The organism is Paenarthrobacter sp. FR1, assembly GCF_051106045.1.
In the GTDB taxonomy this organism is placed as follows: domain Bacteria; phylum Actinomycetota; class Actinomycetes; order Actinomycetales; family Micrococcaceae; genus Arthrobacter; species Arthrobacter nitroguajacolicus_A.
Genome location: NZ_JBPFSF010000007.1, coordinates 84,014 through 101,211, shown reverse-complemented (window position 1 = coordinate 101,211; position 17,198 = coordinate 84,014). Strand labels below are relative to the sequence as shown.

Genomic DNA, 17,198 nt, shown 5'->3' with positions numbered 1-17,198 from the left:
CGCGTGCCCATCCCCAATTAGACAACGTTGTCAGTGCCTGTAAGTTATGACATGTCCATCGGACAAGTCAACGGAATTTTCGGAGTTCCACCGGGGGCTCGAAAGACGCGACTATGAAGACATCGTTGTCAGATGCGGTGTCGAAAAGATCTCCCATACGGCCGCAAGCGCGACGATTCCCCGCTCCAGGAGTTTGGTCAGCCGCCCATCCATTGAGGCCCGAAAGGGCGGGGGGCTCGCGAAATCGATCACTGCCTGCCTGGCCAGTGGGTGCCTGCCTCCAGCGAGTGGGCCCCAGCGCGCCGACGGGTCGGATGACTCAACAACTCCCGCGCCGAATAGGGGTGTTGACAGATTCCGAGTAACGCGGGTAACCTGAGTCACATGTCCGGGAGGTAACGCGCGTTACCAACGTAGGGTTTCCACCCGGTCTTCCAAACAAGAAGGTTTGGCGCAGACCCAAATCAGTGAAGAACACCGGAGCATTCGATGGCGAAAAGCACCAACCCAGACACCCCCATGGCTGTAAAGCAGCGGGGAATCACCATGAAGGATGTCGCCAAGCACGCCGGTGTTTCCCGCACAGCTGTTTCGTTTGTGCTCAGCAACCGGGAGAACGCGAGTATTTCCGAGGAAACCCGGACCCGGATCAACGACGCCGTGCAGGAATTGGGCTACCGCCCCAACGCCGGCGCCCGTGCGCTGGCATCCCGACGCAGTGACTGGTACGGGATCGTGACGGAGATCGTCACGGCTCCGTTCGCCGTCGACATCATCAAAGGAGCCCAGGACCAAGCCTGGCTTGACCGCCGGTTCCTGCTCATCGCGCCCTCCGACCAGGCCGATGCCGTGGGACCCAACCAGGGCCTGGAAGATGCTGCTACGGAGAAGCTGTTGGAACAACGGGTGGAAGGACTCCTCTACGCAGCCACCTTTCACCGGGGCGTTCACGTCCCCGAAAGTGCCAACGAAGTCCCCACTGTCCTGATCAACTGCTTCGACGCAGACGGAAAACTGCCCTCGATCGTCCCTGATGAGCGTGGGGGAGGCCGGGTCGCCGTCGAACGCTTGCTCCGCGCCGGCCACACCCGGATCGGAGTCATCAACCTTGACCCAGTGATTCCCGCTGCGGTAGGGCGATTGGAGGGTGCCCGCGAAGCACTCGCCGCTGCCGGACTGGAGCTGGATCCGGAATTGGTGGTGTCCGGATATGCAACGGCTGACGGCGGCTACGACGCCGCGTGCCAGATACTGGATCGCTACCCACAAAAGGAGAGGCCAACGGCGCTGTTCTGCCTCAACGACCGTATGGCGATGGGCGCTTATGACGCCATTAAGGAACGGGGCCTGACCATCCCCGGAGACATCGCCGTGATCGGCTTCGACAACCAGGAACTCATTGCGGCCTATTTGCGGCCAAAATTGACCACGGTTGCGTTGCCCTTCGAAAAAATGGGCGCCCTGGGCGTCCAGACACTCGCAGCTCTTACAGCAGGACAGCCGATCCTTGCCGACCAGCAATTGGTCGACTGTCCGCTGCTAGAACGCTCTTCGGTCTGACCGCGAAATCAACCTCGAAGAGCAAACCCTTACCCACCCCTTCACCTTGCTGATGAAGACAGGAAAGAGATAACCATCATGACACAACCCCGATACTTCCGGGCTGCCCGGATGACGGCGGCAAGCCTTGCAGTGGGCGCAATGCTGCTCACCGGCTGCACGGCCAATGTCACCAAAACAAGCACCTCCGACGCCGGAGCGAACGCCAGCGCGTTCCTCACTATCCCGCGTGAGGACATGGGCACGTTCGTGCAGAACTTCAACCCGTTCGCTCCCACGGTGAACCCGATGGTTCAGCAGTCCATCTACGAATCCCTCCTGATCTTCAACCCGGCCAAGGGAGAAACGGTGCCGTGGCTGGCCACCGAGTGGAAAGCAGCCGAGGACGGCAAGTCGGTCACCTTCACCCTCCGTGATGGTGTGAAGTGGTCCGACGGGCAGCCTTTCGTGGCTGACGATGTTGCCTACACGTTCGAACTTCAGAAGAAGATCAAGGGTGGCTTCGAGTACCTGGACACCGTCACCGCCGAGGGAAATAAGGTCACGTTCAACTTCAACAAGCCATGGTCACCGGCACTATACGACGTCGGCCAACTCACCATCCTGCCTAAGCACATCTGGTCGGCTATGCCGGACCCGGAAAAAGATGCCAACGCCAAGCCGGTCGGTACCGGACCGTACACCGAAGTTGATACTTTCCAGGCCCAGTCCTTCGTGCTGAAGAAGAACCCCAACTACTGGCAGCCTGAGAAGCAGAAGATCGCCGGCATCAAGATGCTCGCTTTCGCAGGCAACGACGGTGCCAACCTCGCCGCAGCGAACGGGGACGTGGACTGGGCCCCGCAGTACATTCCGAACATCGAAAAGACCTTTGTCTCCAAAGACAAGGAACACCGGCAGTACTGGTTCCCGGCTACGGGTGCCATGATCAACTGGCAGCTCAACACCACCAAAGCGCCGTTCAACGATGTCGACGTCCGCAAAGCACTGAGCATGGCCGTGGACCGCGAGCAGGTCACAAAGATCGGCATGAGCGGTTACGCCAAGCCGGCCGACTGCACCGGGTTGTCCGGCAACTACGAGACCTGGAAGAACACCCAGGTCAAGGACAACTGCACGTGGACCAACCACGATGTCCAAAAGGCCAACGAGCTCCTGGACAAGGCGGGCTACCCCAAGGGAGCTGACGGCAAGCGCACGTTCAAGGACGGGAAGCCTTTCGAGTTCAAGATCTCCGTGGGCGCGACGTCCTCTGATTGGCTGTCCGTGGCAAACGTGATCGCACAGAATTTGGCCGAGGTGGGCGTTACTGCCAAGGTGGAGTCCCCTGACTGGGCTGCAGTGGTTGCCGGCTACGAGACCGGCGACTTCGACTCCGGGATCGTCTGGAGCGCCAACGATCCCAGCCCTTACAAGTACTTCAACACCTCCATGGGCACCTCCACGGTCAAGCCGGTAGGCACGAAGACATTCGATAACTACCACCGCTTCGGCGATGCGAAGGTCGATGCCCTGCTGGCTGACTTCGTTGCGGAGGCCAACGAGTCCAAGCAGAAGGACATCGCTAACAAGCTGCAGGAAGAGTACAACGACGTAGCACCGTTGGTGCCGCTGTTCTCCGGCCCTGAATGGGGCGCCTTCAATGACACCCGCTTCACCGGTTGGCCCACCGAGGACAACCCTTACGCCACGCTCTCCGTCCGTTCACCTACGACGGTGCTGGTCCTGACCACGCTGGAACCGCGCAAGTAGTCCCACCCGCCACGAAGGTGTGCCTGGCTGGCCTCACAATGCACGCCCGGCGGCCCTCTGCCGCTGATCAGGCCACTCGCGTCTGACCCGGCAATACCGCCGGGCGTGCCCCCACATTTCCGCAATTCCCGAATGGAGGGAAACCGTGCGCTTCATCCTGCGCCGCCTGGGTTTCTACCTGATCGCCTTCTGGGCATCCATCACCCTGAATTTCCTGCTCCCGCGATTCATGCCGGGCGACCCCGTGTCCCGCATGTTTGCCCGCTCCCAGGACCGAATGCAACCTGAACAGATCGAGGCCCTGCGCAAGCTGCTGGGTGTTGATGATCGGCCCATTTGGGAGCAATACATCGACTACATGCACAACATCTTCACCGGGCAGATGGGCGTGTCCATTTCCCGTTTCCCCACCCCGGTCACCGAGGTCATCTCGTCCCAAATCGGCTGGACGCTCCTGCTGGGCGGAACCGCACTGGTGATCGCCGCCGTCGTGGGTAACCTGCTGGGCATCCTGGCCGCTTGGCGGCGCGGGGGAGCCATCGACTCCGCGCTTCCGCCCGTGCTGGTGTTCATTGGCTCGTTCCCGTACTTCTGGCTTGCGATGGGTGCGCTGTACCTGTTCGGCGTAGTGCTGGGTTGGTTCCCGATCCGGCATGCGTTCACGGACGGTTTGGAGCCGGCGTTCACCTGGGAGTTCATCGGCGACGTCGGTGCCCACCTTGTGCTGCCGGCGCTGACGATCGTTCTGGTGTCCATCGGCGGCTGGATGCTCGGCATGCGCAACACCATGATCGCCACGAATTCCGAGGACTACATCACCATGGCCGAAGCCAAGGGACTCCGCCCCGGCCGCATCATGCTCCGCTACGCAGCACGCAATGCCATGCTCCCGTCGGTGACGAGTTTTGGCATGGGACTGGGATTCGTGGTGGGTGGCGCGCTGCTTACGGAGGTGGTGTTTGCGTACCCCGGCGTCGGCTACCAGCTCCTCAACGCCGTCCAGGGACTGGACTACCCGCTGATGCAGGGCCTGTTCCTGACCATCACCGCTGCTGTTCTGCTGGCCAACTTCCTGGTGGACATCCTGTACGTCCGCCTCGACCCGCGCGTGCGCAGCATCTAGAGGACTGATCATGACAACCACACTTCTGAAGCAGACAACACCAACACCGGCTGTCCGCAAGCCCAACCGCAGCTTCATCCACGGCCTTATCAGCAACAAGAAAGCGCTGACGGGCATGGCCGTGATGGTCATCTTCCTTGCACTGGCTTTGCTGGCGCCCGTGCTGTTTCCTGGCGATCCCTCAAGGATCACCGCCATGGCTTCCCTTGAACCATCGGCCGAACACTGGCTGGGGACCACCGCCAAAGGACAGGACGTGCTCGCGCTGACCGTCCACGGCTCACGGAGTTCTTTGTTCGTGGGACTGACCGTGGGCCTGGCATCCACCTTTATCGGCATCCTGGTTGGCCTTGCTTCGGCATACTTCGGCAAATTCATTGACGAAGCACTGTCCTTGGTCACCAACGTTTTCCTGCTTCTGCCCGGCCTCCCACTCCTGGTCATCCTGGCCGCCTTCCTTCCGCCGGGTCTGGGCACAGTGATCCTGGTTCTCGTGGTCACCGGCTGGGCCGGGTCAGCCCGCGTCCTGCGCTCACAAGCACTATCCATCCGCTCCAAGGACTTTGTAGCCGCGGCCGTGGTGTCCGGCGAACGTGCAGGCCGGATCATGTTCCGCGAGATCCTGCCCAATATGGCCTCGATCGTCATGGGCACCCTGCTGGCGTGCGTCATTTACGGCATTGGCGCCCAAGCGGGCCTGGAGTTCCTGGGCCTGGGCGATGTCAGCACGGTCTCCTGGGGCAACAACCTCTTCTGGGCCGGCAACGAAGGCGCGCTGCTCACGGGCAGTTGGTGGGTCTTCGTACCCTCAGGCGTATGTATCGCGCTGGTCGCGTTCGCCCTTGCCCTGATCAACTACGCCGTGGATGAAGTCACTAATCCGCGGCTGCGAAAGATCAAGACTCCGAAAGACACCGAAACGAGCGCCGCCAAATGACCATCTCCCAAGTTTCCTTCGGATCCCACGAACCCGTCCTGGACGTCAAGGACCTCACGGTCAAGTACATCGGCGACACCCGCTCTACCACCGCCGTCGATCATGTTTCCTTCAGCATCGGCACCGGTGAGGTGTTCGGTCTCGCGGGGGAGTCCGGCTGCGGCAAGTCCACCATCGCAAACTCGATCATGAGGCTCCTGAAGGATCCCGCAAAGATCGCCGGTGGAAGCATTTCCTTCGGCGGCAAGGACGTCCTTGCCATGAGCCCTGAAGAACTGCGGCGCTTCCGCTGGCAGGACGTGGCCATGGTGTTCCAGTCGGCCATGAACTCCCTCAATCCGGTGCTGACCATCGGCGAACAGATCGTGGACATCTTCACCACCCACGCCGGTTACTCCCGCAAGGAATCGCTGCGCCGTGCCGGTGAACTGCTGGAGCTCGTGAGGATCGACCCCGCTCGACTCAAGTCCTATCCGCACCAGCTCTCCGGCGGAATGCGTCAACGTGCCGTCATTGCCATGGCCGTGGCGCTCAAGCCGTCACTGTTGATCCTGGACGAGCCCACCACCGCACTGGACGTGGTGGTGCAGCAGGAAATCATGGCGCAGATCAAAGAACTGCAACGCGAACTCGGCTTCTCCGTCCTCTTCATCACGCACGATATGTCCCTCATGGTGGAGCTTTCACACCGCATGGCCGTGATGTACGGCGGCCGGATCGTAGAGACCGCAAAAGCCCAGGACGTCTACGCCACCCCCCGCCACCCCTACACCCAGGCGCTTATGAGCGCGTTTCCGCCACTCACTGGGCCCCGCGTACCGCTGACAGGCCTGCCCGACGGCGTGAAGTTCCGGAACATCCCGGACCTCACCGAGGTGGTACCCGGCCATTTTGTGGCTCCGTTTGGTTCCGACGCTTCGGTGATTGATTCAGCAAACCTGGAAGGAGCTGCGCGATGAGCCACTCCCTGATGACCCCCTCAGCTGTGTCCAAGACCGGCACCCCTGCCCTGGAGATTCGCGGCCTGGGAAAGACTTTCCCGATTGGTGGTTTGTTCTCCCGCGATTCTGTCCGCGCCTTGCACGGGATCGATCTGACCATCGGCAACGGCGAGATTGTGGCGCTCGTGGGGGAGTCCGGTTCAGGCAAGAGCACTCTGGCTCGCTCTGTGGCACGGCTCGAGAAGCCGAGCTCGGGCGAGATCCTCATTGATGGCGTCGACGTCCTCAAACGCGACCGCTTCCAAGCATCACGGGCGTTTCGATCCCAACTGCAGATGGTGTTCCAGGACCCCTTTGGCTCCTTGAACCCGGCCCACAGGATCGAGCATTTCCTGCGGCGTTCCTTGGCGATCCACGGCAAAGGCGGCGGTTCCGGGGAGCAGACCCAGCGGCGGCTCGAAGAACTTATGACCACTGTTGGCCTGGAAGCTGACATGCTGAACTCATACCCGCACGAGCTCTCGGGCGGCCAGCGCCAACGCGTAGCGATAGCCCGGGCCCTGGCCGTTGAACCCCAGGTTATCCTGGCTGACGAGCCTACCTCCATGCTGGACGTCTCTGTCCGGATCGGCGTGCTGAACCTGATGCGCAAGCTCCGCGACGAGCAAGGTATCTCCATGCTCTACATCACCCACGACCTCGCGTCTGCCCGCTACTTGGCGGACCGGACGGCGGTCATGTTCGCCGGTGAGCTCGTTGAAGAGGGCGAATCCTTGGACCTGTTGGCCAACCCTGCGCACCCCTACACGCAACTCCTGGTCTCGGCCGTCCCGGATCCGGCCCGGGCAGGCTCTTACGATCCCGTCCGCCGGGCCGAATTGCGGCAGGCGGTCATGGCCTCGACACACTGCGTGTTCGACGGCGACCCGAACCAGGCCTGCTCTGCCGAAGAGCCCGTCCGCCATCAGGTGGGGGACCCCGCAAACCGCCACTGGGTGCGCTGCCACTTGTACCGTCCGTGGGCCGCTGCCGGTGGCCATGCCCTGGCGAGTGAACCTATCCAAACCGGCCACCCGGCGTCGAACGCTCAAGAAGAGGCTTCCGCATGACTGAACTGACCCATCCGCTCGCCACCGTTCCGCAGGATGAGTTGGTGACCCGCGCCGAAGCCGATCCGCTGAGGCCGCGCTTCCACTTTGTCTCCCCGGCCGGCTGGCTCAACGACCCCAACGGCGTCAGCCAATGGAACGGAACCTACCACCTCTTCTACCAGTACAACCCGGAAGGCGCGTTCCACCATCGCATCCAGTGGGGCCACGCCACCAGCCCCGATCTCGTCACCTGGACAGACCAGCCGGTTGCCTTGGAGCCTTCCGTAGGACCGGACGCTGAGGGCTGCTGGTCGGGGGTGTTGGTGAACGACGCCGGCACACCCACCTTGGTGTACTCAGGGCGGTTCGAGGGTAAGGAACTGCCCTGTGTCGCGGTGGGATCACCGGACCTGCTGAGCTGGACCAAGGAAGCCGCGAACCCCGTGATTGCAGCCCCTCCAAGCGGAGTGGAGGTCACTGCGTATCGCGACCACTGCGTATGGCGGGAGGGAACCAAGTGGCGACAGTTGGTGGGATCAGGCATTCGCCACCGCGGTGGGACGGCGTTCTTATACGAGTCCTCAGACCTTCGCTCCTGGGACTACGTCGGCCCCTTGTTCATCGGCGATGCGTCCCAGGGTGATCCCTCGGACACGGACTGGACCGGAACCATGTGGGAATGCGTTGACTTGTTCAGGGCGGGTCGTGGAACGTTGGGGTCTGCACCGAATGACAACTCGCCGGATGTGCTGGTCTTCTCTGCATGGGACGACGGCGATACCCGCCACCCGCTGTACTGGACCGGTCGCTACGCCGGCGACACCTTCAAGCCCGAGGCGCTGCACCGACTGGACTACGGAGGTCGTTTCTTCTACGCCCCGCAGTCTTTCCAGGATGAGTCCGGCCGGCGCGTCATGTTCGGTTGGATGCAAGAAGGCCGAAGTGATGCGGCAATGGTGGAAGCCGGCTGGTCCGGGGTCATGAGCCTGCCGCGTGTCACCACTTTGGCGAACGACGGAACCCTGGAGTTCGCACCTCTACCCGAAATCGAGAAACTGCGCAGAAATCACGTCAGCGTGCCGGCCCAGGTGTTGGTGGGGGACGGAACGCCCGTGACAACGGGAGTGTCCGGCAACCAGTTGGACCTTGAGCTGGATGTGCAGCTGGCTCCCGGTGCAGAGCTTCGGCTCGGAGTGCTGGTGTCCACGGATGGTGCTGAGGAAACGCTGATCGTGCTGAGCCGGCCCGCCGACGGAACGCTCGCTGCCACGCTCCGTCTGGACCGCACCCGCAGCAGCCTCAACCCTTCCGTTGATGTGGAAGACAAGTCCGGACCCCTTCCCATGACGGACGGTCGTGTTCGCCTGCGCGTGTTGGTGGACCGGTCCGCCGTCGAAATTTTCGCCAACGGAAAGCCGCTCACGGCCCGTATCTACCCGACTTTGGGCGGCGAGCACGTCACCCTGGCTGCCACTGAAGGTTCGGTGCGGCTCCTCACATTCGATGCATGGACCATGGCTGGGGTTTTTGAAGAGACCCGTAGCCTCTTGCCGGAACGGAAGTAAGACCCATGGAAAAATCACTGTCAGTTTCCCGGCGCGGACTTCTGACCGGCGCCGGTGCGGCCGCGCTGGGCGGCTCCCTGGCGCTGTCCACCCCCGTTGGGCCCGCCTCGGCGGCAGGTAACCCCTCGAAAGGATCGTCCCGGATGCGTCCCGTCTATCACTTCAGCGTGACCGACAACTGGAAAAACGATCCCCAACGTCCCATCTACCTGGATGGGGAGTACCACTATTACTACTTGTACAACGCCGACTACATCACGGGTGGTGGCGGCACGTCCTGGCGCCGGGCCACCACTTCAGATCACGTCGCGTTCCGGGACCGTGGTGTCGCGATACCGAAGTTCAGCAACGGCAATGGTGATTGTTGGTCCGGATGCCTGGTGGTGGATGAGGGAAATACTGCGGGATATGGTGCGGGAGCAGTCATTGCCCTTGTTACGCAGGCGCCGGAAGGCCGGCAAGCGCAGTACCTCTGGTACTCCACGGACAAAGGCCGTTCCTTTAAGCCGGGAGGCCAGGCGCCGGTACTGCCCAACCCGGGGGTGCCTGATTTCCGTGATCCCAAGGTGATATGGGATGAGGACCGTGGCAGGTGGTTCATGGCGAATGCCGAGGGACAAAAGCTGGGCTTCTACGCCTCCCGGGACCTGCGGTCCTGGAAACGTGTTGGCGAGTTTCTTCGCAGCGACTTGGGGCTTCTGGAGTGCCCTGACCTCTTTCGGATGACTGCCGACGACGGCACTTCGCATTGGGTCTTGGGCACCAGCGCCAACGGCAAGGGCCGCGGACTGCCAGCGACTTATGCGTATTGGACTGGGGCTTTCGACGGCAGTTCCTTCACGCCTGACCATTCCGAGCCGGAATGGCTCGATTATGGCTTCGATTTCTATGGTGCAGTGACGTACCCGCATCACGATGCGTCGGGGGCGGAGGACCCAACCCTCCGCCGGGCACTTGGTTGGGCCAATTTCTGGGATTACCCCCACAACACCCCAACCCTTGCCACTGACGGCTACAACGGCGATGACATGATTGTCCGCGATGTCCGGCTCAAGCGTGGAAACGGGGCCTATTACCTCGCATCCACCCCCACGTCTGCACTGGGGGAGCACGTGAAGCGCACACATCGACTGGGTGATGTGGCGGTTGCCGGTACTCATGACCTGAAGATCCGCTCGAACGCCTACGATCTGAGCTGCGAGCTGGTCTGGGACCCGGCGGCACCGCCGGCCAATCTCGGACTGGAGGTATGCCGTGCGCCAGATGGAGGCAGGCATGTGGCCGCAGGCGTCTTCCTGCGTGGCCCGTTTACCTACGTCAACCGCCGCCCCACGATCAACCCCACAGCGGGTGAAACCCAAACCCCGGTAGACCCCTCCGCAGGGAGACTCACGCTACGCATCCTGGTGGACCGCACCAGCGTGGAGGTGTTCGTCGGCGACGGGCGTGTGGTGCACTCGCACCGGGTCTTCCCTCTTGAAGGCGATGACGGCATCCGCCTCTACGCCCACGAAGGAGCGGCCACATTCCGGAACCTGACCATCCGTGAGTTCAAGTAAGGTCTAGGGTTTCGCTGAAGCCGACTAAGCCCCAACCGTCTTCAGGTAGTTCCGGATCCCATCCACCACCAGTTGGTGGTCATCGTCCGAGCTCAACCCGGAAACCGTAACCGCCCCCACCACCCCGGCACCACGCACGCGGACGGGGAACGAACCGCCGGCCAGCGTGTAATCCTCGTGGGCGAGCCAGCCCCCACCTACAGGGCTGTGGCCGCGGGCGGCGAAATCTTCGGAGAGCAACGCTGTGCTGTGCTCAAACCGCAGGACGGACGCGGACTTCCGGCGGATCCACTCTTCCTGGTCCGACGTTGCGCCGGGCAGGACACAACGGAAGAGCACGATGTTGTGGCGGCGGATGTCGATCGCCACTCCGAACTCGGAAGCGATGGCGTGGTTGGCGATGAGCGAGCCGAGCCGCCAAGCGTCGTGATGATCGAAGCTGGCGAAGACCAGCTCTTCTTCCTGCTGGCGGAGCTCGGTAAGGCGCGGTGAATCAGTCATTGTCGTTTCCTTCCAAGACGGCGTCTGAGTCGTAGCGGAGCCCTATCTGCCTGCGGATCTCATCCATCGCTGCCATGATGGCCACGCTCTCGCTCGGCGGCAGGATGGTTCCAGCAGTGGAACCGGCCCTGACCAGGCGTTCCAGCTCGGCTGCCTGGTACTGCATGCCCCGGCTGTTCACGGGCTGGTCGTACCGTTCGATAACGCTGCCGTCAACGGCATGAACGGTGAACGGCACGGGGTTGTACCAAGTGTGTTCGATGTCGATCCACCCCTCGGTGCCGATCACCATGGCCCGGTTGGCGCTGGCGGCGTCGAGTTCACAATCCACTAGTGCTTGCTGTCCGCCTGGATAGTCAAAAATGGCGGCCGTCTGCCGGTCCACACCCGTCGCGGTCATGGACGCGCTTGCCCGGATTGCGGCAGGCGTGCCAAGGATGTCGAACGCGAAGGAGATCGGGTAGATCCCCAGGTCCAGCAGCGCGCCACCGCCCAGAGCGGGATCGTTCAGCCGGTGGGCAGGGTCCTTGGGCAGGCTCTGGTTATGGCTGGCCACCACCTTCCGGACCTCGCCAATGGCGCCTTCCTGGATCAGTTCGCGGATGCGGATCATATGGGGGAGGAATCGCGTCCACATGGCCTCCAAAGCCACCAGGCCTTTGGCTTCGGCCAGAGCTACGATCTCCTGGGCTTGGCGGGCATTCATGGTGAACGCCTTTTCCACCAGCACGTGCTTGCCGGCGTTCAACGCCATGAGAGCGTTCGCGTGGTGGAAGGGATGCGGTGTGGCGATGTAGATGACGTCCACGTCATGGTCCGCCACCAGCGCTTCGTAGCTCCCGTGCGCCGTGGTCACACCGTATCGCCCAGCGAACGCCTTGCTTGATTCAAGGTTCCGCGAGCCAACGGCCTGCACGGTAAAGCCGTTCCCGTTGAGGTCCTGCGTTTGCAGGCCAGCGATGAATCCGGTGCCAAGGATGCCCCAGCGAATCGGGGAGGGAGAGGTCACGTCGTTAGTCCTTCGTTGAGTCTGCGAGTGGGTAGGCCACGAACGCAAAGTGCGTCGAGTCCGGCGACCAGCTGTTGACGTTGAGGGTACCTTGGCCGCCGAAGAGTGGCCATGTATGGAGGGGAACGGTCCAGTCCTCGGTCGAAACAAGCACGACGGCGACCGGCACGTCGGCGGGGTGGCCAACAGTACCGCTGGGGAACCGGAGATACGTGGCGTGGCTGCCATCGCGGGAGAGGTGCGGGAACCAGTCGACGGTCTCTGAATCGAGGAGTTGTTCAAAGTTGGACCCGTCCACGCGAATCCGGGCGAGCTGGGCATGGCCGGGCGCCGTGGTGAAGGACTCAGTGTTCAGGTAGAGCCATTTCCCATCGGGCGAGTACTCCGGGCCATCGCAGTGGCCTGAACCGACGTCGAGGGGCCTTGCATCGACCCGGGCGGCAGCACCGCCGTCGGACGCTATGGTCATCAGGCGACCCGGCTGCGTAAAGTCGCCGGCTTCGATCCCCACATACGCGAGTTCCTTGCCATCGGGGCTGACGCCGTGGAGGAAATGGAAGCAGCCGTCGTCATCCGTGATCCTGGTAGCGGGGCCACCCTCCAGCAGTCCACGGTAGATATGGCCGTCGTTGGCGGAGAGGAAGATGCCTTCGCCACCCGGTGCCAGGACGTGGTCGTTGTTCAGGGCCGGGATGCCGCTGAGTGGGATCTGGGTCAGTTTCGCAGTGGAAGCGTCAAGACGCCACAGTTTTCCGTCCCCGTTCAGGATGAGGGCTGAACCGTCCATGGTCCAGTTCGGGGCTTCGAGGAGAATGTGGTCAGTGGCGTAGAGGGTTTCGCTGTGGCCCGTGACCGACGCGATCCACACCTCGCAGCGCTGGCCGGGTTGAAGGGTGCGGATCACGGTTGGCTCCTTGCCACTTTAATGGGAGTTTTTGTACAGCTAACGCCCTGAAGAAGGCTTCAAAAGGGCGTTAGCTGTACAAAAACTCAGGAGGGTTAGTCCTGGCTGAAGGCGGCGTCGAAGCTGGTTTGGGAGGCGGGGAAGTCGAACTTCTTGAGGGCCGCGAGGGCTTCGGGGGCGCCGTGGAGGCGGTCCATGCCGGCGTCTTCCCATTCCACGGAGATGGGTCCGTTGTAGCCGATGGCGGTGAGGGCGCGGAAGGACGATTCCCAGGGCACGTCGCCGCGTCCGGCGGAGACGAAGTCCCAGCCGCGGCGGGGGTCGCCCCACGGCAGGTGCGAGCCCATGACCGTGTTCCGGCCGGTGGGGCGAAGCTTGGTGTCCTTGCAGTCCACGTGGTAGATCCGGTCCTTGAAGTCCCAGATGAAGGACACAGGATCGATGCCCTGCCACATGAAGTGCGACGGGTCCCAGTTCAGGCCGAACGCTTCGCGGTGGCCGATCGCTTCGAGGGTCCGGACGGTGGTCCAGTAGTCGTAGGCGATCTCGGAGGGGTGGACTTCGTGGGCGAAGCGGACCCCGTTTTCGTCGAAGACGTCCAGGATAGGGTTCCAGCGGTCGGCGAAGTCCTGGTAGCCGGCTTCGATGACCTTCTCGGGGACGGGCGGGAACATGGCCACGTACTGCCAGATGGAGGAGCCGGTAAACCCGACCACGGTGTCCACGCCCAGGGCGCGGGCGAGGCGGGCGGTGTGCTTCATTTCCTCGGCGGCCCGTTGGCGCACGCCTTCGGGTTCCCCGTCGCCCCAGACGCGGGAGCCGACGATGGCTTCGTGGCGGAAGTCGATGGGGTCATCGCACACGGCCTGGCCCTTGAGGTGGTTGGAGATGGCCCAGACCTTCAGGTTGTACTTCTCCAGGATGGCGAGTTTGGACTCGACGTAGCCGGGTTCGTCCCAGCGCCAGGCGTCCAGGTGGTCTCCGGAGACGGCGATTTCCAGACCGTCATAGCCCCAGCCCGAGGCAAGGCGCGCGACTTCCTCGAAGGGGAGGTCGGCCCACTGGCCGGTGAACAGGGTGTACGGGCGGGGCATGTCAGGCTCCTTCAATAGGGTTTGCGTGCAACTGGATCAGTGAGCTTTTGGCGGCCGCGGACTCTTCCACGGCAGCAAGGATGTGTTGGACGTTCAGGCCTTCTTCGAACGACGGCGACGGAGCCTCACCGGCCGCGATGGCCGTGAGGAAGTCCCGGATCTGGTGCGTGAAAGTGTGTTCCCAGCCGATGATGTGTCCCTGCGGCCACCAGGCTTCGAGGTAGGGGTGCTCGGGTTCGTTGACCAGGATCCGCAGGAAACCCTGTTCTCGGACGGGCACGGTAGCGTCCAGGAAGCCGAGTTCGTTCAGCGCTTCGAGGTCGAAGAGGATGGTGCCCTTGTCGCCGTAGATTTCGAGCTTGAGGGAGTTCTTTTGGCCCGTCGCCACGCGGGAGACCTCTACTGAGGCGATTGCTCCGGAGGCGAGTGTCAGCGTGGCCCAGGCGGCGTCGTCGACTGTTACATCTTCCAGGCCGTCAGCCCCGGGGCGGCGGTCCACGAAAGTGTGCAGGCGGCCGGAGACCTCGGTGACGGCATCGCCCAGGAGGAACAGGACTTGGTCGATCGCGTGGGAAGCGATGTCGCCCAGGGCGCCGGAGCCGGCGGTTTCCTTGCGGAGGCGCCAGGTCATGGGGGCTTCGGCGTCGGAGAGCCAGTCCTGCAGGTAGGCGGCGCGGACGTGCCGGACGGTGCCGAGGCGTCCTTCGGCAATGAGTTCGCGGGCCAGCGCCAGGGCTGGGACGCGGCGGTAGTTGAACCCGATCATGGACTGGACCCCCTGGGCCCGCGCCGTAATGGCCGCGGCAGTCATGGCTTCGGCTTCGGCAATGGTGTTGGCGAGCGGCTTTTCCACCAGAACATGCTTGCCCGCGGCCAAGGCGGCAGTGGCGATTTCCGCGTGCATCCACCCCGGGGCGCAGATATCGACAATGTGGATGTCGTCCCGTTCAATCACGGAGCGCCAGTCGGTGGCGGACTCGGCCCAACCGTACTTGGCTGCTGCCTCCGCTACTTGGGCGGCGTCCCGGCCAACCAGCACTTTCTGCTCGAAGGCCGGGACGTCGAAGAAGCTGGCCACGTTCCGCCACGCGTTCGAATGGGCCTTCCCCATGAAGGCATAGCCGATGGCGGCAACCCCTAACGGGGAGGATGCTGGGCGTTCGGCCGGGGAAGGCGTGTGGTCGGACGGGTGGGCGGGGGTGGTCATGTTCTTGTTCTCTTCCTATCGCCTTGCGGGCTGCTAGAGCGTTGCGGTTTCGGGCGCCCAGTCTTCAGGGAGGGCAGCCGAGACGGGTGCATTGCTGGTGACGTCCACGAACGAGCCGGATTCCACGGACTCGGCGATCGAGACCATGCTGTCCAGCACGTGGTAGGCGAGGTCGCCCGTGGCGCGGTGTGCGGTGCCGGCACGCAGTGCGCGGGCCATATCCAGCACACCCAGGCCGCGGCCGTTGGCAGGCCCGGTTGCCGGGATGATCTCCGGTTCTTCCGCGCCCGGACGCCACAGCTTCAGGTCGCCGTCGAAATAGTTCGGGTCCGGTAGTGACAGCGTAGCCTCCGAGCCCGTGATCTCCACGAAGCCCATCCGCAGGCGCGGCGATTCGAAGCTGAACACGCTGTGGCTGGATTGTCCGCCTTCGAACTGCGCCATCGCGGACACATGCGTGGGGACCTCGACGGCGAATTCCTCGCCGGCCTTGGGCCCGGAACCAATGACGCGGGTCGCCTTGGCGGAGGAGCCGACGGCGGCCACCTTGCGGATCGATCCGAACGTCTGGATCAGGGCGGTCAGGTAGTACGGGCCCATGTCGAACAGGGGGCCGGCGCCGTGCTGGAACAGGAAGGCCGGGTTCGGGTGCCAGGATTCCGGGCCCGGCGTCTGGAACGTGGTCATGCCGGTCAGGGGCGTGCCGATGTCGCCGCGCTCGATGATGCGCCGGGCGGTCTGCAAGCCTGCGCCGAGGAACGTGTCCGGGGCGGTGCCGAGGCGGATCCCGGCAGCATCGGCTGCTTTGAGCAGGCCCAGCCCGGATTCGCGGTCCAGCGAGAACGGCTTCTCGGTCCAGACGTGCTTACCCGCGTTGACTGCCGCCGTGGCCACCTCGACATGCGCTGCCGGGATGGTCAGGTTCACGATGATTTCGACGTCGGGATGGTTCAGTGCCAGCTCAGGGGCACCGAACTCCGGGATCCCGTATTCCTTGGCCCGTGCCTCGGCGGCCTCCACGAAGAGGTCGGCGATCACCAGGACTTTCAGGTCGGGGAAGACGGTGAGGTTGTCCAGGTATTGCTTGCTGATGTTGCCCGCGCCGATAACGGCGACGCCGACGGGACCCTTGCGGGTGGATGGTGCGAAGCTCATGCCTTGGCTCCTTCTGCTGCATCTGCGCTGGCGGCGGCAGTCAGGTAGTTCAGGCTCTCGGTGATGCCTTCGAAGATGTCTCCTGAGTAGTCGTCGAATTCCACCACGCCAACTTCCAAGGACTTGGCAGCAGCGATGACGTCCAACACGGGGATGGTGCCCTGCCCGGCGGGCTGCTGGGCTTTGGTGTCAGTGTTTCCCGGGCCGTCCTTAATGTGGATCAGCTTCACGCGGTCACCCAAACGAGCCAGGAGTTCCACGGGATCCTGGCCACCTACGGCCACCCAGTAGGTGTCGACCTCAAGGACGAGTTCCGGATCCAGCAGTCCTTCGAAGTACTCCAGCGCTGTCTTGCCCTCGATGGTGGACTCCAGCTCCCATGCGTGGTTGTGGTAACCCACGCGAATGCCATACTCAGCACCCTTCTTGGCGGCAGCATTGAGTTTGGCTGCCGTGCCCTGGATGGTCTCGGCGTCCTGCCAGTGCTCGGCCGGCAGGAAGGGATCGATCACCGTGGTGATGCCCAGTTCCTTGGCCGCGGCGAAGATCTCATCCTGATCCTGGGACAGGAGCGGTGCGTGCCCTGAAGGAGCGGTAAGTCCGTTCTCCTTCAGCGCGGCTCCGAGCTCTTTGGCGGTAGCCACGAAGTTGTACGGTTCAACCTGCGTGAAGCCGATCCCGGCTACCTTCTTGATGGTTCCAGGCAGGTCCTCCTGGATGGCATTGCGGAGGGTGTACAGCTGGAGTGAGTACGACATTGGGTTCCTTTTCGGGAGAGGGTTGTGCAGGGAATTCAGATT

General features: G+C 63.0%; 15 protein-coding genes. 8 read left to right on the top strand and 7 right to left on the bottom strand.

Going from position 1 to position 17,198, the window contains the following annotated elements; translation table 11 throughout:
* The first annotated feature begins 489 nt into the window (after window positions 1-489).
* From ACR30Z_RS14845 to ACR30Z_RS14810, 8 genes are all read left to right on the top strand, one after another.
* The gene (locus ACR30Z_RS14845) at window positions 490-1,560 is read left to right on the top strand and encodes a LacI family DNA-binding transcriptional regulator (RefSeq protein ID WP_434373283.1); all 1,071 of its coding nucleotides are present in this window, start codon (window positions 490-492) and stop codon (window positions 1,558-1,560) included.
* Window positions 1,561-1,638: 78 nt separating this feature from the next.
* Window positions 1,639-3,312 (top strand): ABC transporter substrate-binding protein, encoded by a 1,674-nt coding sequence (locus ACR30Z_RS14840; protein WP_434373282.1) that lies wholly within the window; start codon window positions 1,639-1,641, stop codon window positions 3,310-3,312.
* 145 nt (window positions 3,313-3,457) lie between these two features.
* Window positions 3,458-4,435 (top strand): ABC transporter permease, encoded by a 978-nt coding sequence (locus ACR30Z_RS14835; RefSeq protein WP_434373281.1) that lies wholly within the window; start codon window positions 3,458-3,460, stop codon window positions 4,433-4,435.
* A gap of 10 nt (window positions 4,436-4,445) precedes the next feature.
* A complete protein-coding gene (locus ACR30Z_RS14830) occupies window positions 4,446-5,372 on the top strand; it encodes an ABC transporter permease (RefSeq protein WP_434373280.1) in 927 nt (308 codons plus the stop codon).
* Window positions 5,369-6,331, top strand: a complete 963-nt coding sequence (locus tag ACR30Z_RS14825; protein ID WP_434373279.1) for an ABC transporter ATP-binding protein — start codon at window positions 5,369-5,371, stop codon at window positions 6,329-6,331. Before ACR30Z_RS14830 ends, ACR30Z_RS14825 begins: the two co-directional genes overlap by 4 nt.
* Window positions 6,328-7,422 (top strand): ATP-binding cassette domain-containing protein, encoded by a 1,095-nt coding sequence (locus ACR30Z_RS14820; RefSeq protein ID WP_434373277.1) that lies wholly within the window; start codon window positions 6,328-6,330, stop codon window positions 7,420-7,422. The genes ACR30Z_RS14825 and ACR30Z_RS14820 overlap by 4 nt, the downstream gene beginning before the upstream one ends.
* On the top strand, window positions 7,419-8,969 hold the full coding sequence (locus ACR30Z_RS14815; protein WP_434373276.1) for a glycoside hydrolase family 32 protein: 1,551 nt from the start codon (window positions 7,419-7,421) through the stop codon (window positions 8,967-8,969). The genes ACR30Z_RS14820 and ACR30Z_RS14815 overlap by 4 nt, the downstream gene beginning before the upstream one ends.
* 143 nt (window positions 8,970-9,112) lie before the next feature.
* Entirely contained in the window at window positions 9,113-10,528 is a 1,416-nt protein-coding gene (locus tag ACR30Z_RS14810) for a glycoside hydrolase family 32 protein (RefSeq protein ID WP_144650407.1), read from the top strand.
* A gap of 24 nt (window positions 10,529-10,552) precedes the next feature.
* Here the strand turns inward: ACR30Z_RS14810 and ACR30Z_RS14805 are convergent, their stop codons facing one another.
* The 7 genes from ACR30Z_RS14805 to ACR30Z_RS14775 form a co-directional block, all read right to left on the bottom strand.
* Complete coding sequence (locus ACR30Z_RS14805; protein WP_144650243.1) at window positions 10,553-11,029, bottom strand: heme-degrading domain-containing protein; 477 nt, start codon at window positions 11,027-11,029, stop codon at window positions 10,553-10,555.
* Window positions 11,022-12,038, bottom strand: coding sequence for a Gfo/Idh/MocA family protein (locus ACR30Z_RS14800; protein ID WP_144650244.1), 1,017 nt, complete (start codon window positions 12,036-12,038; stop codon window positions 11,022-11,024). Before ACR30Z_RS14800 ends, ACR30Z_RS14805 begins: the two co-directional genes overlap by 8 nt.
* 4 nt (window positions 12,039-12,042) lie before the next feature.
* Complete coding sequence (locus ACR30Z_RS14795) at window positions 12,043-12,942, bottom strand: TolB family protein (protein WP_434373275.1); 900 nt, start codon at window positions 12,940-12,942, stop codon at window positions 12,043-12,045.
* Between the two features lie 95 nt (window positions 12,943-13,037).
* Window positions 13,038-14,036, bottom strand: a complete 999-nt coding sequence (locus tag ACR30Z_RS14790) for a sugar phosphate isomerase/epimerase family protein (protein WP_434373273.1) — start codon at window positions 14,034-14,036, stop codon at window positions 13,038-13,040.
* A gap of 1 nt (window position 14,037) precedes the next feature.
* A complete protein-coding gene (locus ACR30Z_RS14785) occupies window positions 14,038-15,243 on the bottom strand; it encodes a Gfo/Idh/MocA family protein (RefSeq protein ID WP_434373271.1) in 1,206 nt (401 codons plus the stop codon).
* 33 nt (window positions 15,244-15,276) lie between these two features.
* Window positions 15,277-16,398 carry a Gfo/Idh/MocA family protein gene (locus ACR30Z_RS14780; protein ID WP_144650252.1) on the bottom strand — a complete coding sequence of 374 codons (1,122 nt, stop codon included), beginning with the start codon at window positions 16,396-16,398 and terminating at the stop codon, window positions 15,277-15,279.
* Entirely contained in the window at window positions 16,395-17,156 is a 762-nt protein-coding gene (locus tag ACR30Z_RS14775; protein WP_434373270.1) for a sugar phosphate isomerase/epimerase family protein, read from the bottom strand. The genes ACR30Z_RS14780 and ACR30Z_RS14775 overlap by 4 nt, the downstream gene beginning before the upstream one ends.
* Window positions 17,157-17,198 lie beyond the last annotated feature (42 nt).